Genomic DNA, 23,443 nt, shown 5'->3' on the forward strand with positions numbered 1-23,443 from the left:
CTAAAACAGCGTATCAAGAGTGCTGACATGGATTTGGGCAAAGCGGTTAAAGCCAGCCCTATCTGGAAGGCCAAGGCGGACATCCTGGCGTCGGTGCCAGGTATAGGACACGTCGCCACCATGACCTTGCTCGCTGAATTGCCCGAACTGGGGAGTTTGGACCGGCGCGCCATTTGTGCACTCGTTGGCGTATGTCCCTTCAACCGCGACAGCGGTACGCTGCGCGGAAAACGCTCGATTTGGGGCGGCCGGGCCCCTGTACGAGCGGTGCTGTATATGGCCACGCTGGTAGCGACGCGGCATAACCCTGTCATCAAGCAGTTCTATCAAAAGCTGCTTGAGGCCGGAAAAATAAAGAAGGTGGCGTTGGTGGCCTGCATGCGTAAGTTGCTTGTGATCCTCAACTCCATGGTCCGAAACAACACGCAATGGGTCAGCAACTAAATTAAATGATCAAGACAGTTGCTGACCCCTGACTCCGGCTGACCCCTGACTCCGGCTGCGTTGTTGCTGAGCGTACCCCCAATGCCACTATAATAACTGGCTATCATCCAACGCCTTCAAAGAGCCCATGCCATTCCAACCCGAACCACCTTACACCCACGGTACCGTCGCGCGCAGCGCCGTGGTGCTGGTCAACCTCGGCACGCCCGACGCACCGACCGCTTCGGCCGTACGGCGCTATCTGAAACAATTCCTGTCCGATCCGCGCGTGGTGGAAATTCCGCGCCTGGTGTGGTGGTTTATCCTGAACCTGATTATTTTGCCGTTTCGCTCCGGCCAGTCGGCCAAGAAATACGCGTCGATCTGGACCAAGCAGGGCTCGCCTCTGAAAGTCCATACCCAGCAACAGGCGACCTTGCTGGCCGCAGCGCTGGCCGAACGCGGCCACGATGGCCTGACGGTGGCCATGGCCATGCGCTACGGTTCGCCGTCCTTGCCCGAAGTGCTGGCACAGCTGAAAAGCGAAGGCTGCGAGCGCATTGCGATCCTGCCCGCCTATCCGCAGTATTCGGCCACCACCACCGGTTCCATCTATGACGCCGTGTTCAGTCATTACGCGTCGGTGCGCAATGTGCCGGAACTGCGCATGATCAAGCAGTACCATGAACACGACACGTATATCACCGCCTTGCGCGACTCGGTGCTGGCGCACTGGGCAAGCCATGGCCGTCCGGAGAAGCTGGTGATGAGCTTTCACGGCGTGCCCAAGCGCACCCTGATGCTGGGTGACCCGTATCATTGCCAGTGCCTGAAAACAGCGCGCCTGCTGGCCGAACAGTTATCACTGACCAAAGACCAATATATCGTCACCTTCCAGTCGCGCTTCGGCAAGGCCGAGTGGCTGCAGCCGTACACGGCGCCGACCCTGATCGCGCTGGCGCAGCAGGGCGTCAAGCGGGTTGACCTGCTGTGCCCCGGCTTTACCAGCGACTGCCTGGAAACCCTGGAAGAGATCGCCATGGAAGCGAAACATGATTTCGAAACGGCCGGCGGCCAGGTATTTCACTATATTCCCTGCTTGAATGAAACTCCGGCCTGGATCACGGGCATGGCAGAAATTGCCGAGCAACACATGGCCGGTTGGCCTACCAGTCGTACGCCTGCCCAGCGTGCGGCCGAGCAGCAGGCGGGGCAACAGGCGCGCGCGGCAGCGCTGGCGCTGGGCGCGGCCAACTGATTGCCCGCCATTTTCTGCAGCAAACCAGAGCCGCGCTTGCGCGGCTTTGTTCTGTCTGCCGCCATTGAATTTGCCAAATAGCAACATCGGCATGGCCGGCCCGGCGGTCGCACTGCTAGAATGCCGGGCCTCGGACTTGCCTCTTTCGCTCACGTTGAAGGCATTTCTGGTGATGTTGCCAATACCCCTTGAAACACAGGGATATAGCCCAATATGCGGTTCAGTGTGATAGCGCGATGTAGCCTAACTAATATTAAGTCATTGATTGTAGGAGCTTTTCAGATGCAAGATCAGGAAAACCAAGCTGTACCTAATCAGCCAGCGGACGCTGCGGCGGCTGCACCATCGACTCCCGCAGAGCCTACTTTGGAAGAGCAGCTGGCCAGTACCGAAGCGCGTCTTGCAGAGATGCACGATGCCTTCATGCGCGCCAAAGCCGACGGTGAAAATATCCGCCGCCGTGCCCAGGAAGATGTTGCCAAAGCACATAAATTTGCGGTCGAGAGCTTTGCCGAAGCTCTGGTGCCTGTCAAAGACAGCCTGGAAATGGCACTGGCAGTGGAAGCGCCGACGATAGAATCGCTGAAAGAAGGCGTGGAAATGACCTTGAAACAGTTGAGCTCTGCGTTCGAGCGCAACCGCCTGGTCGAAATCCTGCCGGAACAAGGCGACAAGCTCGACCCGATGAAGCACCAGGCCGTGGCCGTGGTGCCAGCCGAGCAGGAAGCCAATACGGTCGTGTCGGTGTTGCAAAAAGGTTATATGATTGCCGACCGCCTGTTGCGTCCGGCCATCGTGACCACCGCGCAAGCAAAATAATCAGAGTGCGGCATCAAGCAAGCCTTGAAATCATGCCGCTTTGCCACATATAAGAACCATCTGAAATCTAGCGAATAAAAGGAAATAAATCATGGGTAGAATTATCGGTATCGATCTGGGAACCACGAATTCCTGCGTTTCCGTCATGGAAAATGGTCAACCAAAGGTAATCGAAAACGCCGAAGGCGCACGCACGACGCCGTCGATTATCGCTTACCAGGAAGATGGCGAGATTCTCGTCGGTGCGCCGGCAAAACGCCAGGCCGTGACCAATCCGAAAAACACGCTGTTTGCAGTCAAGCGTCTGATCGGTCGCAAGTTCGACGAGAAAGAAGTACAAAAAGACATCGGCTTGATGCCTTATCAGATCACCAAAGCCGACAACGGCGATGCGTGGATCGGCGTGCGCGACAAAAAACTGGCGCCACAGCAAATTTCGGCCGAAGTACTGCGTAAAATGAAAAAAACCGCTGAGGACTACCTCGGCGAAGAAGTGACCGAAGCCGTCATCACGGTACCGGCTTACTTCAACGACTCGCAGCGCCAGGCAACCAAAGACGCTGGCCGTATCGCTGGCCTGGACGTCAAGCGCATCATCAACGAGCCGACCGCTGCAGCACTGGCGTTTGGCCTGGACAAGAACGAAAAGGGCGACCGCAAGATCGCCGTGTATGACTTGGGCGGCGGCACGTTCGACGTCTCGATCATCGAAATCGCCGACGTTGATGGCGAAAAACAATTCGAAGTGCTGGCCACCAATGGCGACACGTTCCTGGGCGGCGAAGATTTCGACCAGCGCGTCATCGATTACATCATCGACGAGTTCAAGAAGATCAACGGCATCGATCTGAAAAAAGATCCGATCGCTCTGCAGCGCATCAAGGCTTCGGCCGAGCGCGCGAAGATCGAACTGTCGTCGTCGCAACAAACGGAAATCAACGAGCCGTATATCGCCATGGCCAATGGCGCACCGGTCCACCTGAACCTGAAAATGACGCGCGCCAAGCTCGAGTCGCTGGTGGAAGAGCTGATCGCCGCCACCATCGAACCTTGCCGCATGGCCATCAAGGATGCCGGCGTCAAAGTGTCGGACATCGATGACATCATCTTGGTGGGCGGTATGACCCGCATGCCGAAGGTGCAGGAAAAAGTGAAGGAATTCTTCGGCAAGGATCCACGCAAGGACGTGAACCCGGACGAAGCCGTTGCAGTTGGTGCCGCGATCCAGGGTTCGGTGCTGTCTGGCGAACGCAAGGACTTGCTGTTGCTGGACGTGACGCCATTGTCCCTGGGTATCGAAACTCTGGGTGGCGTGATGACCAAGATGATTCACAAAAACACCACGATTCCGACCAAGTTCTCGCAAGTGTTCTCGACTGCCGATGACAACCAGCCTGCCGTGACCATCAAGGTCTACCAGGGTGAGCGTGAAATCGCTGCCGGCAACAAGGGCCTGGGCGAATTCAATCTGGAAGGCATCCCGCCAGCAGCACGCGGCACGCCACAGATCGAAGTGACCTTCGACATCGACGCCAACGGTATTTTGCACGTCGGCGCGAAAGACAAGGCGACCGGCAAGGAAAACAAGATCACCATCAAGGCGAACTCCGGTTTGACCGAGGCTGAAATCCAGAAAATGGTGAAAGACGCCGAGTTGAACGCAGAAGAAGACAAGAAGGTGAAAGAGTTGGCCGAGTCGCGTAACCAGGCTGATGCTCTGGTACACTCGACCCGTAAATCGCTGACCGAATATGGCGACAAGCTGGAAGCGGGCGAGAAAGAAAAGATTGAAGCCGCCATCACCGACCTGGAAGCGAGCATCAAGGCCGGCGACAAGGCAGAGATCGACGCCAAGTTAGCCGCACTGTCGACCGCATCGCAGAAACTGGGCGAAAAAATGGACGCCGACATGCAAGCGCAGCAAGCTGCCGGCGGTGCAGACGGTGCACAGCAAGCTCCTGGTGGCGCATCCGATGCCGGCGCGAAGCAAGATGACGTGGTTGACGCCGACTTCAAGGAAGTCAAAGACAGCAAGTAATCTCTTGCGCTCCTGTTATTGGGGGCAGCCGGGCTGAACGCTACATCGCGGCATTAGCCACGAAGACCGGCCGAGCCGAGTCGCCGCACAGCGCGGCACTCGACTCGGCTTTTTCGTGTAATTTTTACATCAGTAGACAGACTGCAAGGTGCCGACAACATGGCAAAGCGTGATTTTTACGAGACACTCGGTGTCGCAAAAAATGCTTCGGAAGAAGAGATTAAAAAGTCTTACCGTAAACTGGCGATGAAATACCATCCGGACCGCAATCCGGATAGTAAAGAGTCGGAAGAAAAGTTTAAGGAAGTCAAAGAAGCCTACGAAATGCTGACCAATCCGGAAAAGCGCGAAGCGTACGACCGCTATGGTCACGCCGGCGTGGACCCGAACATGGGCGGCGGTGGCGGCTTTGGCGGCGGTGCTGGCGGCTTTGCCGACAGCTTCGGCGATATCTTCGGCGACATCTTTGGCGGTGGCGGCGGACGCAGCCGCAATGCGGGCCCGCAAGTGTACCGTGGCGCCGATTTGCGCTACAACCTGGAAATTACACTTGAGCAAGCTGCGCACGGCTTCGACACGACCATTCGCGTGCCGAGCTGGGACAAGTGCGAAACCTGCCATGGCAGTGGCGCCAAGCCTGGCACCCAGCCCGTCACTTGCGCCACCTGCGCGGGCCACGGCCAGGTACGCATGCAGCAGGGTTTCTTCAGCATCCAGCAGACCTGCCCGAAATGCCATGGCAGCGGCAAGGTCATCCCCGAGCCATGCACCACTTGTGCTGGCGCCGGTCGCATCAAGCGCAACAAGACGCTGGAAGTCAAGATTCCTGTCGGCATCGACAACGGCATGCGTATCCGCTCGTCCGGCAACGGCGAACCGGGCACGAATGGTGGTCCGGCGGGCGACCTGTATGTGGAAATCCATATCAAGCCGCACGCCGTATTCCAGCGCGAAGGCGACGACCTGCATTGCGAAATGCCGATCTCGTTTACCAAGGCAGCCTTGGGTGGCGAAATTGAAGTGCCGACCCTGAACGGCAAGGTCTCGTTCACGATTCCTGAAGGTACCCAATCGGGCAAGACGTTCCGCCTGAAAGGCAAGGGCATCAAGGGCGTGCGCTCCGGCTATGCGGGCGACCTGTTCTGCCACGTGGCGATCGAAACGCCGGTCAAGCTGACGGAAAAGCAAAAAGACCTGCTGCGCGATTTTGAAAAATCCACCACCGAGGGCGGTGCCAAGCACAGCCCGCAAAGCAAGACCTGGAAAGACAAGGTCAAGGATTTTTTTGAATAAGCATTAGTCAATATCGCCGGGATGCCAACCACATCCCGGCGTTTTTTTTAAGGAAGAATATGGCAGAAGTAAAAAACGGCCCGGCCCTGACGGACCTGCTCAATCGCAACAAGAATTGGGCCAGTTCGATGGTGGAAAAGAATCCGGATTACTTCAAGAATCTGGAGTCGCAGACGTCGCCCGAATACCTGTGGATCGGTTGTTCCGACAGCCGCGTGCCGGCCAATGAACTGCTGGGCATGCCACCAGGCGATGTGTTCGTGCACCGCAATATCGCCAACGTGGTGGTGCATTCCGACCTCAACTGCCTGTCGGTTCTGCAGTTTGCCGTCGATGTGCTGAAGGTCAAGCACATCATTATCGTCGGCCACTATGGCTGCAAGGGCGTGCATGCGGCCATGACCGGCACGCGCATCGGCCTGGTCGACAACTGGCTGCGCCATGTGCAGGATGTGAGCCAGAAGCACGAGCGCTACCTGGGCGACGTGCTGACCAGCCGCCAGCGCAGCGACCGCCTGTGCGAGCTGAACGTGGTGGAGCAGGTGCTCAACGTGTGCCAGACCACCGTCGTGCAGGATGCCTGGGAGCGCGGCCAGCAACTGAGCGTACACGGCTGGGTATATGGCTTGAAAGACGGCGTGATCAACGACCTCAACGTGACCATCACGGCCGGCCACGAACTGGCACCGCGCATGGCGGCACGCCTGGCCTGCTACGAAGAAGCATAGTCATTCCGAAGCGGTTCTCCATGGCGCAGAACCGCCGTTCACTGCCCGCTTTTCCCCCACTTTTTATTTCAATACCGTGCGCGCCGCTGCCACGATCTGGCGCGACAACTGCTCCATGCGCGGCGACTGCACCTTCCAGGTGTGCCAGTACAGGGCCACGTCGGCCGGCTGCTTCGGCGTCAGCCGCTCCACCAGCTGGCCGTCGGGATTGGCTTGCAGCAGCAGTTCCGGCACCATGCCGTAGCCGAGGCCGTAGCGGATGGCGTTGAAGTGCGAGGTGGCGCCGGGCACGTAATGGCAGGGGTAGGCGCCTTCGGGCAGGCCCAGCGCCTGCTGCAGATAGGTCGATTGCAGGGTGTCCTTGCGCGTATAGGCCACCACCGGCGCCTTGCGCGCAGCCGCGCGCGTCAGGCCATCGGCAAACCATTGCTGGCGAAATGCCGGCGTGGCCACCAGCCAGTAGCGCATCACGCCCAGCGGTTCGGCGCTGCAGCCGCGCATCGGCTTGGGCTCGGTGCTGATGCAGCCGATCGCCATCCCCGTTTCCAGCAAAGTGTAAGTGTGGTCCTGGTCTTCCACCGCCAGGTCCAGCAGCACCCGTTCGCGGCTCAGGATGTCGGCCAGGGCCGGGAAAAACCAGGTGCCCATCGAGTCGGCGTTCAGCGCCAGCACCAGGCTCAACGGCGCGTCCTGCTGTACCGCCAGTTCCGCCTCCAGGTCCGCTTCAAGCAGCCGGGCACGCTTCAGGTACTGCATCAGGCGCTGGCCCGTGCGCGTGGCGCGGGCAGGGCGGCTGCGCACGATCAGGGCATTGCCGAGCTGGCTTTCCAGCGCGCGCACGCGCTGCGAGATGGCAGGCGAAGTCAGGTGCAGCTTCAGCGCCGCCTGCTCGAAACTGCCGGTCTCGATGACGGCGCGAAACGCTTCAGTATGCTTGGGATTGAGTTCCATCAGCGGCACCCATCATTAGGAAAATTTATCATTCCCAAATAATACTTACTTTTGATAAGGAATGGCGTGTTGCGGCGCACAATGGCGTTTTTGCACCATTGCCGTGATTTGGAAGAATAAAACATGCTGCTCTATACGATCTACCTGGTGGCGATTACCGCCGAAGCCATGTCCGGCGCCATTATGGGCATGCGCCGCGGCATGGATCTGTTCGGCATCGTGATGATAGGCACCGTCACGGCGCTCGGTGGCGGCACCATCCGCGACGTGCTGCTGGGGCACTATCCGCTGGGCTGGATCGCCCATCCCGAATACCTGCTGTTCACCGGCGGCGCGGCCGTCGTGACGGCCTTCGTGGCGCGCTATCTGCACCACTTGCGCTCGGTATTTTTGATCGTTGACGGACTGGGCCTGGTGGCGTTTTGCGTGATCGGCTGCGATATCGCCATGTCGGCCGGCATGCACCCGGCCATCGTGGTGTTGGCCGGCATGATTACCGGCGTGTTTGGCGGCCTGCTGCGCGATATTCTGTGCAACCAGATTCCGCTGGTGCTGCAGCGCGAAGTGTATGCCACCGTGGCGGTATTCACGGGGGCGCTGTACGTGGCGCTGCTGCACTTCAGGGTTGACAGCGCGGTGGCACAGCTGGCGTCGATTGCTGCCGGACTGCTGTTCCGCTTCCTGGCGCTGCGTTTTTCGTGGCGGCTGCCAAACTTCAATGGCGAGCGCATACGGGGATTTGAGTAAGTGCAGGGGTCAGACCCTCAATGCCGCAAACTCAGAGGCTTGAGCGAACGGCCGAGGGGGTCTGACTCCAGATTTCCGCTGGGTCTGGATATAACGTCGATGACTCGATCAGATCCCGCCCATGCATATATACTTGATCACCAGGTAATCATCGATGCCGTACGACGAGCCTTCGCGGCCCAGGCCTGACTGCTTGACGCCGCCGAAGGGCGCCACTTCGGTCGAGATCAGGCCCGTATTCACGCCCACCATGCCCGACTCCAGCCCTTCCGCCACTTTCCAGATGCGGCCGATGTCGCGCGAATAAAAATACGCGGCCAGGCCAAATTCGGTGTCGTTGGCCAACGCCACGACCTCATCGTCGGTGTGGAAGCGGAACAGCGGCGCCAGCGGGCCGAAGGTTTCCTCTTTCGCCACCAGCATATCGCTGGTGACATCGGCGATCACGGTCGGCTGGAAGAAGCTGTGGCCCAGCTCGTGGCGCTTGCCGCCCGCCAGCAGGCGGCCGCCCTTGGCCAGTGCGTCGGCCACATGCTGCTCGATTTTTTTCACGGCTTTTTCCTCGATCAGCGGCCCTTGCGTGACACCCTCGTCGACGCCATTGCCAACTTTCAGCCTGGCCACCGCCGCCACCAGTTTTTCGGCAAACGCGTCATACACGCCATCCTGCACATACAGGCGGTTGGCGCACACGCAGGTCTGGCCTGCATTGCGGTATTTCGAGGCGATCGCGCCTTCGACGGCTGCGTCCAGGTCGGCATCGTCGAACACGATGAACGGTGCGTTGCCGCCCAGTTCCAGCGACAGTTTCTTGATGGTCGGCGCGCACTGCGCCATCAGCTTGCGGCCCACTTCGGTCGAGCCGGTGAAACTGAGTTTGCGCACCAGCGGGTTGGCCGTCAGCTCGTCGCCGATTTCCTGCGACGAGCCGGTAATCACATTGAACACGCCCGGCGGGATGCCGGCCCGCTCGGCCAGCACGGCCAGCGCCAGCGCCGAGAACGGCGTCAGGCCAGCCGGTTTCACGATAATCGGGCAGCCGGCCGCCAGCGCCGGGCCCACCTTGCGCGTGATCATCGCGGCCGGAAAATTCCACGGCGTGATGGCGGCGCACACGCCGATCGGCTCTTTCGTTACCACGATGCGGCGGTCCGGCCACGGCGAGGCCAAAGCCTCCCCCGAGACGCGCTTGCCTTCCTCGGCAAACCATTCGATGAAGGAGGCCGCATATTTTACTTCGCCTTTCGATTCGGCCAAAGGCTTGCCCTGTTCCGCCGTCATCAGCAGCGCCAGGTCGTCGGCGTGTTCCAGCATCAGGTCGAACCAGCGGCGCAGATAGCCGGCACGTTCGGCCGCGCTTTTCTTGCGCCAGGCGGGCCAGGCCTCATTTGCGGCAGTGATGGCCTGCGCCGTTTCCTGCGTGCCCATGGTCGGCACATTGCCGATCACCTCGCCGGTGGCCGGGTTGCTGACATCGGTCGTCTTGCCACTCTCGGCATCGCGCCATTGGCCGTTGATATAGCATTGCTGGCGCAGCAGCGCGGGATCGTTCAATGTCAGCGTGTTGGTCAGCGTGGTATTTGGCATGGCGCTCTTTCGCAAGTGGTAAACAGCTTTCATGGTAGCCTTTTTTGACGGCGCACGATTGGGACGCATTTGCGCCACATGTGAGCTGTCCCACGCCGGAAATATTTTTCATGGCTTTAACCCCGTTTTATCCTGCGCCACGTTTCATGATCAACACCCTCGTGACCACCGGAGAAACCGCCATGCCCACCGCCCTGAAAACGACCTTGCTGCTGTCGCTGCTGCTGTCGTGCGCCGCCCATGCTGCCGCTGCCGCTGCCCCTGACACGGCGCCGCGCAAGACCCTGAAACCATTTGCCAGTGAACAGGCTCTGAGCGCCTATCTCGGCAAGCTGGCCGCGCAGCAACTGGCCCTGCAACGGCGTGCCGAGCTGCAGATGAAGGCCATGCCGATGCCGGCGCCGATGGCATCATCGGCGTCCAAGTCGGCCCAAGTGTCGGCCGAAGCGTCGGTCGCGGTTGCTGACTCGGTCGCGGAATCTGTGACCAACACGCAGACGGCCGGCGTCGATGAAGGCGGCATCGTCAAGGTGCATGGCAAGCACCTGGTGATGCTAAGGCGCGGCAAGCTGTTTACGGTCAACGTTGGCCAGCAGGCCTTGCGGCCGCTGGCCTCGCTCGACGCGTTTGCGCCGGGCAGCGATCCGTCCGACAGCTGGTATGACGAGATGCTTGTTTCAGGCGACACCGTGGTGGTGATCGGCTACAGCTACAGCCGTGGCGGTACCGAAGTGGGCCTATTCGATATCGATGCTGCCGGCCGCCTGGCCTACCGCGCCACTTATCACCTGCGCTCGAACGACTATTATTCGGCGCGCAATTACGCCAGCCGCCTGGTGGGCACGAAACTGGTGTTTTACTCGCCGCTGTCGCTCAATCCACGCCGCAGCGACCCGTTTGGCGGCTTTCCCGCACTGCGCCGCTGGCGCAGCGACGCCGTGCCACAAGACTTCCAGCGCATCGCGCCAGCCACGCGCATTTTCCGCACCGATGAAGAGCCGGAGCCTGGCGCCGGCATCACCCTGCATACCGTCACCAGCTGCGACCTGGCCAGCCGCGAGCTGCGCTGCGAGGCGAGTGCCGTAATGGGCCCGCCTGGCCGCGTGTTCTACGTGTCGGGCGAGTCTGTGTATGTGTGGACCACGCGCCGTGGCGGTGGTTCGAGCGTGTTCCGTTTGCCGCTCGACGGCACGGCGCCCAGCGCGCTGAAGACGGCCGGCGCGCCGGTCGACCAGTTCTCGTTCCTGGAAAGCGCCGACGGCTACCTGAACGTCCTGCTGCGTTCACAAGGGCGTGGCGACGCCATGTGGGATTCCGACAAAGGGCGTGGTGATCTGGCATTGCTGCGCGTGCCCTTGAACAGCTTTTCCGATGGCCGCGACAGCGCGCCGGCGGCCAGCTACCGGGCCTTGCCGGGCAGCGGCGAGCATGGCTTGCAGAACCGCTATGTGGGGCCTTACCTGCTATACGGCTACCCTGGCAATCCGGGCCAGCGCCAGGTCGATCCGAACTGGCCTTTGCAGCCCTTGCAGGCACTGCGCTGGGCCGGCAAGCAGGCGCCGCAAGCTTTGGTGCTGCCGCATGGCGTCGAGCGCATCGAAGCGCTGGGCAATGACGCAGTGGCAGTCGGCAGCAAGGGCCAGGACCTGCATTTCACCAGCATTCGCCTGGCAGGCCAGGCCAGCATCGCCGGCAGCTATGTGCGTGCCAATGCGGCCCAGGGCGAAACGCGCAGCCACGGCTTTTTCTACAAGCCGAACACGGGCAGCGAAGGGGTGATCGGCCTGCCGATACTGGGCGGGGACGAGAGCGCCAGTGCGCGCAGCAGCCCGGCCTCCGTGCTTTATCTGCGCAACAGCAGCCTGGCGCTGACGGAACTCGGTGCGCTGTCGGCCAGCAATACTGCGCAGCCCGATGACGGCTGCCGCGCCTCGTGCGTCGACTGGTATGGCAACGCGCGTCCGCTGTTCCTGCAGGGGCGGGTATTTGCCTTGCTGGGCTATGAGCTGGTGGAAGGCACGCTGGCTGACGGCAGAATTCGCGAAATACGCCGTATCAGCTATGCGCCGCAGAAAACGCGATGATGCACGCGCGGCGATTGATGCCGCCGCCTGCTTCGGCTACACTGGTTCGCATGCCAGATACCCTGCAGAGCACCACCGATGAAGAACTGATGCTGCGCTACGGCGGCGGCGATCTGCCGTCGTTTCGCGAACTGTACCGGCGCCACAGCCAGGGCCTGTACCGCTTCGTGGCCTGGCGTTCGCCGCGCCGCGCCTGGGTCGACGAGATCGTGCAGGATGCCTGGGCCAGCCTGCATGCGGCGCGCGCCAGCTACCAGCCACAAGCGGCGTTTCGCACCTGGCTGTACCAGCTGGCGCGCAACCGCCTGATCGACATGCTGCGCCAGAAAGAACCGCTGCCGCTCGACATCGAGGTCATGGCCGACGTGCCGCACGAGGCGGCGACACCGCAGCAGACGTTCGAACAGAAGCAGCAGCACGCGCTGTTGCATGCGGCCATAGCGCTGCTGCCGGTGGAACAGAAGGAAGCGCTGGTGCTGCAGCAATTTTGCGCCATGAGCGTCCATGAGATCGCCATGGTGACGGGGGCCGAGCCGGAAACGGTCAAAAGCCGGCTGCGCTACGCGATGCAGAAATTGCGCGCGCAGCTCGGCGCCAGCGGCGCAGGAGGACAAACATGACGACCGATTATCAAGATGAACAACTGAGCGCGCTGCTGGCCAGTCTGCCGCAGCCCTCGCCATCAGCCGAGCTTGACGCGGCGATCCTGGCCGATGCCGAAGCCGCGCTGGCGACACCGGTGGCGGTGATCCCCGCAGCCGTGGCGGCCAATGACAGCGCTGACGGTGCCGTGCGCACGCTGCCGGCCAAAAAACCCACCGATTACCTCACGCGCTGGCGCATTCCACTGGGCCTGGCCGCTGCCGTGCTGCTCACTTTTAACCTGGTGGGCGGCGATTTTTTCGGGCACAAGAAGGCGCAATTCCCGGTCGTCGGCGAACCGCACGATACAGGCGCTGCCGCTCCTGCCGCTCCTGCGGCTACTCCGGCCGCCGATATGGCGCCACAGCCCGCGCCGCCGGTGCAGGCCGAAGCCATGCATGCGCCCGCGCTGCCGCGTGCGGCGGTGACGGCGCCGGCAGTGTCGAAACAAGCGCCGATGCCGGCGCCACCGAAGCTCGACGCGTCCGTCTGGCTGGTCAAGATCGATGGCTTGCTCAAGGCCGGACTGGCGCCGGCGGCCAGGCAGGAGTGGGCCGAATTTCGCAAGGCCTATCCTGATTATCCGGTAGAGCAGCAATTGCAGAAGCGCCTTGAACCTTGACTGCGCACCGTGATGCCCATGCCGCGCTGAGGCCCGCCGACTGCTTCAGTGCACCAATATTGGCGTCATTGGTGTGGCAGTTTGGCAACTCTATCCTGTAAGCTAAGCGCAAAGGTACTGTATTGTGCAGTTACCATCAGGATCGCTACGCCATCGAAAGCCAGTCCATGCGCCGTCCCATCGTCCTTGTTCCCGCCTGCCACCGCCAGCTGGGCAGCCACGCGTATCACACGGTGCAGGATAAATACCTGCACGCGCTACTGCATGCGTCCGGCTGCATGCCGCTGGTGCTGCCCGCGTTTGGCAAGCAAGGCGACCTGGAAGCGGCACTGCAGATTGCCGATGGCGTGATGCTGACCGGTTCGGCCTCGAATGTCGATGCGCGCCTGTATGGCCAGGAGATCCAGTTTCCCGAACTGCCGCAGGACCCGGCGCGCGACGCTACCACCATGCCGCTGATCCACGCCGTGCTGGCGCGCCAGCTGCCGTTGCTGGCGATCTGCCGTGGCTTCCAGGAGGTCAATGTGGCGTTGGGCGGTTCCTTGCACCAGGCCGTGCATGCGGTGCCCGGCATGCTCGATCACCGCGAGAATATCAATGACACGCTGGAGCGCCAGTACGCGCCAGCGCACCGTGTACGGCTGACGCCAGGCGCGCTGCTGTCGAGAATATTGGGTGGCGAAAGCGAGATCATGGTCAATTCCCTGCATGGACAGGGAATAGCCCGCCTGGCCGACGGCCTGCTGGTCGAAGCGCTGGCCGACGATGGCCTGGTCGAAGCCTGGACGGTGGCGGCCATGCCCGGCTTTGCGCTCGGTGTGCAGTGGCACCCGGAATGGCAGGTGGAACAGAACCCGCACTCGATGCGGATCTTCGGGGCCTTCGGCCAGGCCTGCCGCGAGTATCAACAGGAAAATAAATAACGCGCCGCAGTCCTATGGGCGGCGTTTGATCTGAACCATCGAGAGGATGATATGGCGATACGCGAAAACTTTACTTATACCGATATGGACCTGTGGCTCAACGAGAAACGGGTTACCGAAATCGAATGCCTGGTGCCCGACTTGACGGGTGTCGCGCGCGGCAAGATTCTGCCGCGCGGAAAATTTACCCAGGAGCGCGGCATGCGCATCCCGGAAGCCGTGCTGGGCATGACGGTAACGGGCAATTATCCGGTCGACGATGGTGGCTACGACCGCGCCATTTCCAGCACCGACCGCGACATGATTTTAAAGGCCGACCCGACCACCATCACCATGGTGCCGTGGGCCACCGACCCGACCGCGCAGGTGATCCACGACTGCTATTTTTCCGATGGCGCACTGGTTGATTTTGCGCCGCGCTCGGTGCTGCGCCGCGTATTGAAACTGTATGCCGACAAGGGCTGGAAACCGGTGGTGGCGCCGGAACTCGAGTTTTACCTGACGGCGAAAAATACCGACCCGGACCTGCCGTTGAAGCCGCCGATCGGGCGCAGTGGCCGCGCCGAGACCAGCCGCCAGGTGTACAGCATTGACGCCGTCAATGAGTTCGATCCGCTGTTCGAGGATATCTACGACTACTGCGAAATGATGAACCTCGATGTCGATACACTGATCCACGAGATCGGCGCCGGCCAGATGGAAATCAACTTCCTGCATGGCGACCCGCTGGGCCTGGCCGACAAGGTGTTCTTCTTCAAGCGCACCTTGCGCGAAGCGGCCCTGAAGCATGATATGTACGCCACCTTCATGGCCAAGCCGATGGCTGGCGAACCGGGTTCCGCCATGCATGTGCACCAGAGCGTGGTCGATGCAAAGACCGGCCTGAATATCTTCAGCAACGAAGACGGTTCGGCTGCGCCCATCTTCAAGCACTATATCGCCGGGCTACAGCGCTATATGCCGTCGGCGATGGCGATCGTCGCGCCCTACGTGAATTCCTACCGCCGCATCGTGCGCCATACGGCCGCGCCGATCAATATCCAGTGGGGGTTGGACAACCGCACTGTCGGTTTCCGCGTGCCCGAGTCGGGCGTGCAGGACCGCCGCGTGGAAAACCGCATTATCGGCGCCGACGCCAACCCCTACCTGGCGCTGGCCGTCACGCTGGCCTGCGGCTACCTGGGCATGACGGAACAGCTCGAAGCGACGCCGATGATGGTCGGCAGCGCCTACGACATGAAATTCGAGCTGCCGCAGGGCTTGCCGGAAGCGCTGCAACTGCTGCGCGGCGAAGACAAGCTGCGCACGGTGCTGGGCGACCGTTTCATCGATGTGTATGCGGCCATCAAGGACCTGGAACACCAGGAATTCATGACCGTCATCAGCCCGTGGGAACGCGAACATCTGCTGCTCCACGTTTAAGAAAGGATCACCTATGAGTACAAACAACAATCCGCTGGCGCCAAGCGCCGCTTTCGTCGCCTCGGTGGCGCAGAAGAACGCCACGCCGCAGGTCTATGACACGGCCGCCATCCAGAAAGCCGACTCGGCCCACTATCTGCATCCGTTCACCGATTTCCAGGACCTGGCATCGAAGGGCGCGCGCGTGATGGTGCGCGGCGACGGCGTCTATCTGTGGGACAGCCAGGGCAAGAAAATCGTCGACGGCATGTCGGGCCTGTGGTGCGTCAACGTGGGCTACGGCCGCACGTCGATCTCGCAAGCTGTGTACCAGCAGATGGAAACGCTGCCGTTTTATAACAGTTTTTTTGGCACCACCAATCTGCCGGCGGTGCAACTGGCGGCCAAGCTGGCGCAAGTATCTCCGCCGCAGTTCCAGCATGTGTTCTTTACCAGCTCCGGTTCGGAAGCGAACGACACGAACTTGCGCATGGTGCGCCGCTACTGGGATCTGCTCGGCTACAAGGAGCGCCACACCATCATCAGCCGCCATAATGCCTATCACGGCAGCACGGTGGCCGGCGCCTCGCTCGGTGGCATGGACGGCATGCATGCCCAGGGTGGCCTGCCGATTCCCGGCATTGTGCATATCGGCCAGCCCAACTACCTGGAAGCGGGCCACGGCCTGACGCCGGAAGAATTCGGCCTGAAGGCGGCCGGCTGGCTGGAAGAAAAAATCCTCGAAGTGGGCGCCGACAAGGTGGCTGCCTTCATCGGCGAACCGGTGCAGGGCGCCGGCGGCGTGATCATTCCGCCGTCGACCTACTGGCCCGAAATCCAGCGCATCTGCGACAAGTACGGCATCCTGCTGATCGCCGATGAAGTGATCTGCGGCTTTGGCCGCCTGGGCCGCTGGTTCGGCTCCGAGCTGTTCGGCATCAAACCTGACCTGATCACGTTTGCCAAGGGCGTGACGTCGGGCTATGTGCCGCTGGGCGGCGTGATGGTGGGCGAGCGCGTGGCCAAGGTCATGATCGAAAAGGGCGGCGAATTCACGCACGGCTATACCTACTCGGGTCACCCGGTAGCGTGCGCTGCGGCGCTGGAAAATATCCGCATCATCGAAGAAGAAGGACTGGTCAGCAAGGTGGCCGAAGACACCGGGCCGTATCTGAAGCAGCGCTTTGCCGCCCTCGGTGAGCATCCGCTGGTCGGCTATGCGGACAGCTGCGGCCTGGTGGCTGGCCTGAATCTGGTGCGCAAGAAGGGCGCCACCGTGCACGAGAACGAGCTGTTTGACGAAGACCAGGGTGTGGGCATGATCTGCCGTGGCCATATGTTCGACAACGGCGTGATCATGCGCGCCGTCGGCGAGCGCATGATCGTCGCGCCGCCGCTGGTGATGACGCGTGCGCAGATCGACGAAATGACGGATCTGATCCGTCTGTGCCTGGACAAGACTTATGCGGATGTACAGGCCAAGGGCTGGGTTTGAGCGTTCGCTGGACAGCAGTAGATTGCTGGGGTCAGACCCGCCGGGGGAATACGTCCCAGTGGGACGTATTCCGATCGCGAAGCGACTGACCCCAGTCTTTGCCGTGGGGTTTTATCGACATCAGTACAATTTTTAGACCCGATAAGCAGCAGTTCCGCTAAACTCCCATTCTGGCCGCTCTTTGTAGCGGCCAGTTTTTCATTGTCCACCCCATTCCAGACTACCAACCATGACGATAGCAACTCCTGCCGCGTCGGCCAGTGACGCCCGAGCGCCTTTCCTGCTGATAGACCAGCTGGTCAAGGACTTCGACGGCGTGCGCGCTGTCAATGATATTTCCGTGACCATCAATCAGGGCGAAATCTTTGCCCTGCTGGGCAGTTCGGGCTGCGGCAAGTCGACCCTGCTGCGCATGCTGGCCGGTTTTGAGACGCCGACGTCGGGGCGCATCATGCTGGCCGGCAGCAGCATCGTTGACGTGCCGCCGTATCAGCGACCGATCAACATGATGTTCCAGTCGTATGCGCTGTTCCCGCACCTGTCGGTCTGGGACAATATCGCGTTTGGTTTGCGCCGCGACGGCTTGCCGAAGGCCGAAGTGGCGGCCAGGGTCGAGCAGATGCTGGCGCTGGTGCAGCTGACGCAGTATGCAAAACGCAAGCCGCATCAATTGTCCGGCGGCCAGCAGCAGCGCGTGGCGCTGGCGCGCAGCCTGGCCAAGCGGCCGCAGTTGCTGCTGCTTGACGAGCCGCTCGGTGCCCTCGACAAGAAACTGCGCGAACGCACGCAGATGGAACTGGTCAATATCATCGAGCAGGTGGGCGTGACCTGCGTGATGGTCACGCATGACCAGGACGAGGCGATGAGCATGGCCACGCGCATCGCCGTCATGAGCGAAGGGCGCATCTTGCAGGTGGGCGCGCCCGGTGAAATCTATGAAACGCCGAACTGCCGCTTCGTGGCCGATTTTATCGGCAGCGTGAACCTGTTCGACGGCCGCATCACGCAAGACGAACCCGATCACGTGGTGGTCGATACGCCCGAGGGCCGCCACTATGTAGCGCATGGCATTACGGGTAACCTGGGCATGGATGTGTCGGTGGCCGTGCGCCCCGAAAAGATCGGCATTCAACTCGACGCCCCCTCGCTGGAAGAGCGCGCCTCGGCGGCCGAACACGGCTACAACTGCGCCCAGGGCGTGATTGTCGCCATGGCGTATTTTGGCAACGAGACCAGCTACCATGTGCGCCTCGACAGCGGCAAGGTCGTCAAGGTGTCGCGCACCAACGCGGCCCGCCATGAAGCCACACGCCTTGAACGCGAGCAGCGCGTGTGGGTCTGGTGGGATGGCGCCGATATCGTCGTGCTGACCAGCTGAGGTGCGCATGAAGCTTATTTTGCAATCGCTGCGCAGCCTGGTCACCTTGCGCTGGCTGATCGGCAGACATGCCGGCCGCAGCGCCGTCATCGCCGTGCCGGCGCTGTTCCTGACGGCCGCTTTCCTGGTGCCGTTCCTGATCGTGCTGCGCATCAGCCTGTCCGACATGGACACGGCCGGCAGCCCGTTCGGCGGCCTGCTGTCGTACGCCGACGGGCTGCTGGTGCTGAAGGTGAAAGTCGCCAACTACCTGTTTATCGCCGCCGACGAACTGTATGTGCTCACTTACCTCAGCTCGATCAAGTACGCGGCGATCACCACCGCGATCTGTTTGTTGATCGGCTATCCTTTCGCCTACTTCATGGCGCGCGCCAGGCCGTCACTGCGGCCCGTCCTGATGATGCTGGTGATGCTGCCGTTCTGGACCTCGTTCCTGCTGCGCGTGTATGCGTGGAAGGGCATCCTGGCCAATCATGGCCTGCTGAACGACCTGTTGATCGCGCTGGGTGTGGTGACGGAACCCGTGCAGATGATGAACACCTCGTTTTCGCTGGTGGTCGGCATGGTGTACGCCTATTTGCCGTTCATGATACTGCCGCTGTATGCCAACCTGGTCAAAATGGACCTGCGTTTCCTGGAAGCGGCGGCCGACCTCGGCGCCACGCCTTTCCAGGCGTTCTGGCGCATCACGGTGCCGCTGTCGAAGTCGGGCATTATCGCCGGCGCCATGCTGGTGTTTATTCCGTCGGTGGGCGAATACGTGATTCCCGAACTGCTCGGTGGCCCGGAAACGCTGATGATAGGCCGTGTGCTGTGGGACGAATATTTCACCAATAACGACTGGGCCATGGCCTCTTCGGTGACGGTGCTGGTGATCCTGCTGATCCTGGTGCCGATGGCGATTTTTAACAAATACAAGACGGATCAACACGCGGGAGAAAAAGCATGACCGGGCGCCCCCTTTTGCAGCGCTGGTTTGGCCGTGGCTGGCTGTCGCTCGGCTATCTGTTCCTTTACCTGCCGATTATCGTGCTGATCGTTTTCTCGTTCAACAGCTCGCGCCAGGACATGGTCTGGACCGGCTTTTCGCTGCGCTGGTACCAGGAGCTGATGAGCGATACCGAGATCATTTCCGGTTTCGGCCTGTCGCTGAAAATAGCCTTCATGTCGGCCACCTCGTCCGTGGTGCTCGGCACCTTTGCTGCCTTTGCGCTGAGCAGCTACCAGCGCTTCCGTGGCCGCACGCTGTTTTCGGCCATGGTCAGCGCGCCGCTGGTGATGCCCGAGGTGATCATCGGCCTGTCACTGCTGCTGATGCTGGTGTCCATGCAGAAGGTGTTCGGCTTTCCCGAACGGGGCCTGGCAACCATCTGGCTGGGCCACACCTTGCTGGGCATGGCCTATGCCACCGTGGTGGTGCAGTCGCGGCTGCAGGAGATGAGCAAGTCGCTCAGTGAAGCGGCGATGGACTTGGGCTGCCGCGCGCACCAGGTGTTTTTCCTGGTGACCCTGCCGAACATCACGCAGGCACTGGCGTCCGCCTGGCTGCTGACCTTTACGCTGTCGCTGGACGACGTGGTGCTGTCGGCGTTCTTGTCTGGTCCCGGTTCCACCACCATGCCGCTGGTGATCTTTTCCCGTGCACGGCTGGGGCTCGATCCCAGGGTCAACGCGATTGCCGCGCTGACCATCCTGGTGGTGACGACCGCCGTTATTATTTATGCCGTGATGCTGGCGCGCAGCGAGCGCCGGCGCCGGCGCCAGATGTCGGCTGCATACGCGCCCGACCTGGAGTAAGCTGCTACCAAACCACCTCGGGAGACAAGCATGAACTGGCATACGCGCGCGCAGGAACTGGCAATCGATGGACGAGCTTTTATCAACGGCGAGCGGGTCTGGGCCGTCTCCGGCCAGCAGTTCGACAATCTGTCGCCGATTGACGGCCGCTTGCTGGGTCAGGTGGCGCGCTGCGACAGTCTTGATGTGGATGCGGCGGTGCTCGCTGCGCGCGCGGCGTTCGAAGACCGCCGCTGGGCCGGCAAGTCGCCTGCACAGCGCAAGCGCGTTTTGATCAGATTCGCCGACCTGGTGCAGCAGAACGCTCCCGAGCTGGCGCTGCTCGAAACCTTGGACATGGGCAAACCAATCAAATACAGCCAGAGCGTGGACGTGGGCGCCACCGCCAATTGCCTGCGCTGGTATGGCGAAGCGATCGATAAAATCTACGATGAAATCGCCCCCACCGCGTCGAACAGCCTGGCCCTGATCACGCGCGAACCGGTCGGCGTGGTGGCGGCCATCGTGCCGTGGAACTACCCGATGATCATGGCGGCCTGGAAGATCGCCCCCGCGCTGGCGGCCGGCAACAGCGTGATCCTGAAACCGTCCGAAAAATCGCCGCTGACCGCCTTGCGCCTGGCCGAACTGGGCCTGGAAGCGGGCCTGCCTGCTGGCGTATTGAATGTACTGCCCGGCTATGGCAATGAGGCCGGCGCCGCGCTGGCGCTGCATATGGATATCGATTGCATCGGTTTTACGGGCTCGACCCGCACCGGCAAACTGATTGTGCAGATGGCGGGCCAGTCGAATCTGAAACGCGCCTGGACCGAGCTGGGCGGCAAGTCCGCCAATATCGTCTGCGCCGATTGCCCCGACCTCGACCAGGCGGTGGCGACCGCCATCGGTTCGATCTTTTTCAACCAGGGCGAAAGCTGCAATGCGCCATCGCGCCTGTTCGTCGAAGAGTCGATCAGGGACGAATTCCTTGCCAAAGCCAAGGCCATGCTGCCCCAGTTCCAGCCTGGCGACCCGCTCGACGAGTCCACCGTGATGGGCGCCATCGTCGACGCCACGCAGATGCAGACGGTAATGGGCTATATCGCGAAGGGCAAGAGCGAAGGCGCGCAACTGCTCGGTGGCGGCGAGGCAGCGCGCACGGAAACCGGCGGCTATTATGTGCAGCCGACCCTGTTCGCTGGCGTCGATTCAGGCATGACAATCGCACGCGAAGAGATTTTCGGGCCGGTATTGTCGGTGCTGGGTTTTACCGATATCGAGGACGCCGTCAAGCAGGCCAATGCCACGCCCTATGGCTTGCAGGCAGCCGTGTGGACGTCCAATATCAGCAAGGCCATCCAGACGGCGCGCGCGCTGCGCGCCGGCACCGTGCATGTCAACCAGTACGATGGCGACGATATCACCGTGCCGTTTGGTGGCTACAAGCAGTCGGGCAACGGGCGCGACAAATCCCTGCATGCGCTGGACAAGTACACCGAGTTGAAGACGACGTGGATACAGGTGGGGTAGAGGAGTGAAGGCAAACCTGCTCTTGTCAGCCACCTGCATCCGGAATTTACCCTGGTAGCTCTTATATGATCTAATCTTTGGCTAATATGTGCTAAATTAGGTGTTATAGGGACTATTGGGGGCAATATGGAATGTCATTTTCAAATATTTCATGAGGGCATGTGGAAAGATTGTGGGTTGCTTACGCTCCTTGAGCCTGCCGGCGGCAATCCCCGTACTGCCACTTTGTTCGAATACGACCTCGATTATGCCTTCGAACCAGCAGCGGAGCCCATGTCGCTGCGCTTTCCGGTCACTGCAAACATGCAAAAGCTGGCGCAATGGCCTGCCTTCATATTTGATCTGATCCCCCAGGGCAGCGGGCGCGCCTATCTGCTGGGACAGCTCCAGCTGGCCGATGGTCCGGCCGCCGATTTTGCGCTGATGTGCGCCGGCGCGTTCAATCCCATCGGTCGGGTGCGTGTTACCGAAGCTGTGAAGTACTACGAACAGCATCTTGCTCGCCACGATACCGGCACACCGCTGCATGGATTTTCATTCGAAGAAATCATTGGTCGTGGCGATGCATTCAACGAACGCATGATGGTTCACAGCATGCTGGCCGCAGGCACTCTGGGTGTCCAGGGCGCGGCGCCGAAATATTTGCTGACCACCGATCATGAAGGTCAGTGGCATGCGGATGGGGCCTTGGCCGACCAGCATGCATCGGCGCACTTCATCGTCAAGCGCGCGCGTGGCAAGACCGCCAGCGATGACAAAGTATTGCGCAACGAGGCCGCTTATATGCGGGTGGCCAAAGCCATGGGCGTGCGTACGGCTGGCGAACTGCGTTACCAGGATGATACCCTGTTCATCCCCCGCTTTGACCGCATCGTAGAGAGTGGAAAAGTGCTGCGCCTGCACCAGGAAAGTGCTGCGTCGCTGGCCGGCATCGTCGGTTTTGAGGCCATGCCCAGTCAGTTCGATCTGCTGCATGCAGTGCGCGCCGTCGTCAGTGACAAAACGGCTGAAACGATAGAATTTCTCAAGCGTGACATCTTGAATCTTTGCATGCGCAATACCGATAATCACGGACGCAATACCGCAGTCCAGCAACTGGGCAGCGAGGTGCGTCTGACGCCTCTGTTTGACTTTGCGCCCATGTACCTCGATCCGGCGGGCATTGCGCGGGCAGCGCGCTGGTACCATCCGGTCAGTAAAAAGGAGCTGCATGCCTGGCTTGCCATTCTGGATACGATGGAAATGGCTGATGCGGAGCGCCATCATGTCAAGGCCGAACTGCATCGCTTCGGATTGCGGCTGATCGAACTGGAGCAGCACATGCAAGGTGCTGGCGTGGATGACGATATCGTTGCCTTTCTCAGGCCGCATATCGCCACGCAGATCGAGCAACTGAACGCGCTGGGAGCACACTGACATGGCGCGTACAAAGATGGACAAGGACCAGTTGCGGCAGCGCCGGGCGGCTCTGTACGACGCCATCGCGGCGGGCGAAGTCACGCTGCAACAGGCGGTGAAGGAAATGCGGGCCATCTCGCGCCTGACACAGGCGCAATTTGCGTTACATCGCGGTGTCAGCCTGAAAACCATCAAGGAAATCGAGAGCGGCAAAGGCAATCCGACCATCCAGTCACTGAACCGTATCGGCCAGTTTTTTGGGCTCGAAGTTGCCTTTGTACGTAGCGAAACACTACGGGAGAAAGTGGCTGCCCCGCTCAGTAGCGAGGCGTTGCCACCTGTTTGAATCG

21 protein-coding genes are annotated in these 23,443 nt (G+C 61.0%); 19 read left to right on the top strand and 2 right to left on the bottom strand.

Going from position 1 to position 23,443, the window contains the following annotated elements; translation table 11 throughout:
* The 6 genes from ACQ4WM_RS12745 to can all read left to right on the top strand — a co-directional run.
* Window positions 1-444 (top strand): transposase (locus ACQ4WM_RS12745; RefSeq protein WP_436547043.1); only part of this gene is annotated, 444 nt, incomplete at its 5' end.
* Window positions 445-571: 127 nt separating this feature from the next.
* Complete coding sequence (gene hemH, locus ACQ4WM_RS12750) at window positions 572-1,681, top strand: ferrochelatase (protein WP_436547044.1); 1,110 nt, start codon at window positions 572-574, stop codon at window positions 1,679-1,681.
* Between the two features lie 282 nt (window positions 1,682-1,963).
* Window positions 1,964-2,500 (top strand): nucleotide exchange factor GrpE, encoded by a 537-nt coding sequence (grpE, locus tag ACQ4WM_RS12755; RefSeq protein ID WP_436547359.1) that lies wholly within the window; start codon window positions 1,964-1,966, stop codon window positions 2,498-2,500.
* A 91-nt stretch (window positions 2,501-2,591) separates the two neighbouring features.
* The gene (gene dnaK, locus ACQ4WM_RS12760; RefSeq protein WP_436547045.1) at window positions 2,592-4,538 is read left to right on the top strand and encodes a molecular chaperone DnaK; all 1,947 of its coding nucleotides are present in this window, start codon (window positions 2,592-2,594) and stop codon (window positions 4,536-4,538) included.
* Between the two features lie 159 nt (window positions 4,539-4,697).
* The gene (gene dnaJ, locus ACQ4WM_RS12765; protein WP_436547046.1) at window positions 4,698-5,831 is read left to right on the top strand and encodes a molecular chaperone DnaJ; all 1,134 of its coding nucleotides are present in this window, start codon (window positions 4,698-4,700) and stop codon (window positions 5,829-5,831) included.
* Window positions 5,832-5,890: 59 nt separating this feature from the next.
* A complete protein-coding gene (gene can, locus ACQ4WM_RS12770) occupies window positions 5,891-6,559 on the top strand; it encodes a carbonate dehydratase (RefSeq protein ID WP_436547047.1) in 669 nt (222 codons plus the stop codon).
* A 63-nt stretch (window positions 6,560-6,622) separates the two neighbouring features.
* Here can and ACQ4WM_RS12775 read toward each other — a convergent pair whose 3' ends face one another.
* Window positions 6,623-7,510 (bottom strand): HTH-type transcriptional regulator ArgP, encoded by an 888-nt coding sequence (locus ACQ4WM_RS12775; protein ID WP_436547048.1) that lies wholly within the window; start codon window positions 7,508-7,510, stop codon window positions 6,623-6,625.
* A 123-nt stretch (window positions 7,511-7,633) separates the two neighbouring features.
* Here ACQ4WM_RS12775 and ACQ4WM_RS12780 point away from each other — a divergent pair, with 123 nt between their 5' ends.
* Window positions 7,634-8,257, top strand: a complete 624-nt coding sequence (locus ACQ4WM_RS12780; protein WP_436547049.1) for a trimeric intracellular cation channel family protein — start codon at window positions 7,634-7,636, stop codon at window positions 8,255-8,257.
* 108 nt (window positions 8,258-8,365) lie between these two features.
* On the opposite strand, the gene gabD is transcribed toward ACQ4WM_RS12780, so the two are convergent.
* On the bottom strand, window positions 8,366-9,844 hold the full coding sequence (gene gabD / locus ACQ4WM_RS12785) for an NADP-dependent succinate-semialdehyde dehydrogenase (RefSeq protein WP_436547050.1): 1,479 nt from the start codon (window positions 9,842-9,844) through the stop codon (window positions 8,366-8,368).
* A 146-nt stretch (window positions 9,845-9,990) separates the two neighbouring features.
* Between gabD and ACQ4WM_RS12790 the strand changes: the two genes are divergently transcribed.
* The 12 genes from ACQ4WM_RS12790 (at window position 9,991) to ACQ4WM_RS12845 (ending at window position 23,439) form a co-directional block, all read left to right on the top strand.
* On the top strand, window positions 9,991-11,928 hold the full coding sequence (locus tag ACQ4WM_RS12790; RefSeq protein ID WP_436547051.1) for a beta-propeller domain-containing protein: 1,938 nt from the start codon (window positions 9,991-9,993) through the stop codon (window positions 11,926-11,928).
* 50 nt (window positions 11,929-11,978) lie between these two features.
* Window positions 11,979-12,548 (top strand): sigma-70 family RNA polymerase sigma factor, encoded by a 570-nt coding sequence (locus ACQ4WM_RS12795; RefSeq protein ID WP_436547052.1) that lies wholly within the window; start codon window positions 11,979-11,981, stop codon window positions 12,546-12,548.
* On the top strand, window positions 12,545-13,192 hold the full coding sequence (locus ACQ4WM_RS12800; protein ID WP_436547053.1) for a hypothetical protein: 648 nt from the start codon (window positions 12,545-12,547) through the stop codon (window positions 13,190-13,192). The genes ACQ4WM_RS12795 and ACQ4WM_RS12800 overlap by 4 nt, the downstream gene beginning before the upstream one ends.
* Before the next feature lie 167 nt (window positions 13,193-13,359).
* On the top strand, window positions 13,360-14,115 hold the full coding sequence (locus tag ACQ4WM_RS12805; RefSeq protein ID WP_436547360.1) for a gamma-glutamyl-gamma-aminobutyrate hydrolase family protein: 756 nt from the start codon (window positions 13,360-13,362) through the stop codon (window positions 14,113-14,115).
* A gap of 51 nt (window positions 14,116-14,166) precedes the next feature.
* Window positions 14,167-15,537 carry a glutamine synthetase family protein gene (locus ACQ4WM_RS12810; protein ID WP_436547054.1) on the top strand — a complete coding sequence of 457 codons (1,371 nt, stop codon included), beginning with the start codon at window positions 14,167-14,169 and terminating at the stop codon, window positions 15,535-15,537.
* Between the two features lie 13 nt (window positions 15,538-15,550).
* Window positions 15,551-17,011, top strand: coding sequence for an aspartate aminotransferase family protein (locus tag ACQ4WM_RS12815; protein WP_436547055.1), 1,461 nt, complete (start codon window positions 15,551-15,553; stop codon window positions 17,009-17,011).
* Window positions 17,012-17,240: 229 nt separating this feature from the next.
* Entirely contained in the window at window positions 17,241-18,389 is a 1,149-nt protein-coding gene (locus tag ACQ4WM_RS12820) for an ABC transporter ATP-binding protein (RefSeq protein ID WP_436547056.1), read from the top strand.
* A gap of 7 nt (window positions 18,390-18,396) precedes the next feature.
* Window positions 18,397-19,338 (top strand): ABC transporter permease subunit, encoded by a 942-nt coding sequence (locus tag ACQ4WM_RS12825; protein WP_436547057.1) that lies wholly within the window; start codon window positions 18,397-18,399, stop codon window positions 19,336-19,338.
* Window positions 19,335-20,186: an ABC transporter permease gene (locus ACQ4WM_RS12830; RefSeq protein ID WP_436547058.1), complete on the top strand. Its 852-nt coding sequence runs from the start codon at window positions 19,335-19,337 to the stop codon at window positions 20,184-20,186. Before ACQ4WM_RS12825 ends, ACQ4WM_RS12830 begins: the two co-directional genes overlap by 4 nt.
* A 30-nt stretch (window positions 20,187-20,216) precedes the next feature.
* Window positions 20,217-21,695 (top strand): aldehyde dehydrogenase, encoded by a 1,479-nt coding sequence (locus ACQ4WM_RS12835; protein WP_436547059.1) that lies wholly within the window; start codon window positions 20,217-20,219, stop codon window positions 21,693-21,695.
* 126 nt (window positions 21,696-21,821) lie between these two features.
* The gene (locus ACQ4WM_RS12840) at window positions 21,822-23,111 is read left to right on the top strand and encodes a type II toxin-antitoxin system HipA family toxin (protein ID WP_436547060.1); all 1,290 of its coding nucleotides are present in this window, start codon (window positions 21,822-21,824) and stop codon (window positions 23,109-23,111) included.
* A gap of 1 nt (window position 23,112) precedes the next feature.
* Complete coding sequence (locus tag ACQ4WM_RS12845; protein ID WP_436547061.1) at window positions 23,113-23,439, top strand: helix-turn-helix domain-containing protein; 327 nt, start codon at window positions 23,113-23,115, stop codon at window positions 23,437-23,439.
* Window positions 23,440-23,443 lie beyond the last annotated feature (4 nt).

The organism is Janthinobacterium longum (assembly GCF_051380735.1).
GTDB lineage: Bacteria > Pseudomonadota > Gammaproteobacteria > Burkholderiales > Burkholderiaceae_D > Janthinobacterium.

Excerpts from the sequence above, each read along its gene's own strand:
- ACQ4WM_RS12780 (WP_436547049.1), top strand. The coding sequence starts at position 7,634 with ATGCTGCTCTATACGATCTACCTGGTGGCGATTACCGCCGAAGCCATG.
- ACQ4WM_RS12845 (WP_436547061.1), top strand. The coding sequence starts at position 23,113 with ATGGCGCGTACAAAGATGGACAAGGACCAGTTGCGGCAGCGCCGGGCG.
- ACQ4WM_RS12840 (WP_436547060.1), top strand. The coding sequence starts at position 21,822 with ATGGAATGTCATTTTCAAATATTTCATGAGGGCATGTGGAAAGATTGT.
- ACQ4WM_RS12820 (WP_436547056.1), top strand. The coding sequence starts at position 17,241 with ATGACGATAGCAACTCCTGCCGCGTCGGCCAGTGACGCCCGAGCGCCT.
- ACQ4WM_RS12835 (WP_436547059.1), top strand. The coding sequence starts at position 20,217 with ATGAACTGGCATACGCGCGCGCAGGAACTGGCAATCGATGGACGAGCT.
- ACQ4WM_RS12795 (WP_436547052.1), top strand. The coding sequence starts at position 11,979 with ATGCCAGATACCCTGCAGAGCACCACCGATGAAGAACTGATGCTGCGC.
- dnaJ (WP_436547046.1), top strand. The coding sequence starts at position 4,698 with ATGGCAAAGCGTGATTTTTACGAGACACTCGGTGTCGCAAAAAATGCT.
- grpE (WP_436547359.1), top strand. The coding sequence starts at position 1,964 with ATGCAAGATCAGGAAAACCAAGCTGTACCTAATCAGCCAGCGGACGCT.
- ACQ4WM_RS12805 (WP_436547360.1), top strand. The coding sequence starts at position 13,360 with ATGCGCCGTCCCATCGTCCTTGTTCCCGCCTGCCACCGCCAGCTGGGC.
- can (WP_436547047.1), top strand. The coding sequence starts at position 5,891 with ATGGCAGAAGTAAAAAACGGCCCGGCCCTGACGGACCTGCTCAATCGC.
- ACQ4WM_RS12800 (WP_436547053.1), top strand. The coding sequence starts at position 12,545 with ATGACGACCGATTATCAAGATGAACAACTGAGCGCGCTGCTGGCCAGT.
- ACQ4WM_RS12830 (WP_436547058.1), top strand. The coding sequence starts at position 19,335 with ATGACCGGGCGCCCCCTTTTGCAGCGCTGGTTTGGCCGTGGCTGGCTG.
- ACQ4WM_RS12825 (WP_436547057.1), top strand. The coding sequence starts at position 18,397 with ATGAAGCTTATTTTGCAATCGCTGCGCAGCCTGGTCACCTTGCGCTGG.
- hemH (WP_436547044.1), top strand. The coding sequence starts at position 572 with ATGCCATTCCAACCCGAACCACCTTACACCCACGGTACCGTCGCGCGC.
- dnaK (WP_436547045.1), top strand. The coding sequence starts at position 2,592 with ATGGGTAGAATTATCGGTATCGATCTGGGAACCACGAATTCCTGCGTT.
- ACQ4WM_RS12775 (WP_436547048.1), bottom strand. The coding sequence starts at position 7,510 with ATGGAACTCAATCCCAAGCATACTGAAGCGTTTCGCGCCGTCATCGAG.
- ACQ4WM_RS12815 (WP_436547055.1), top strand. The coding sequence starts at position 15,551 with ATGAGTACAAACAACAATCCGCTGGCGCCAAGCGCCGCTTTCGTCGCC.
- ACQ4WM_RS12790 (WP_436547051.1), top strand. The coding sequence starts at position 9,991 with ATGATCAACACCCTCGTGACCACCGGAGAAACCGCCATGCCCACCGCC.
- ACQ4WM_RS12810 (WP_436547054.1), top strand. The coding sequence starts at position 14,167 with ATGGCGATACGCGAAAACTTTACTTATACCGATATGGACCTGTGGCTC.
- gabD (WP_436547050.1), bottom strand. The coding sequence starts at position 9,844 with ATGCCAAATACCACGCTGACCAACACGCTGACATTGAACGATCCCGCG.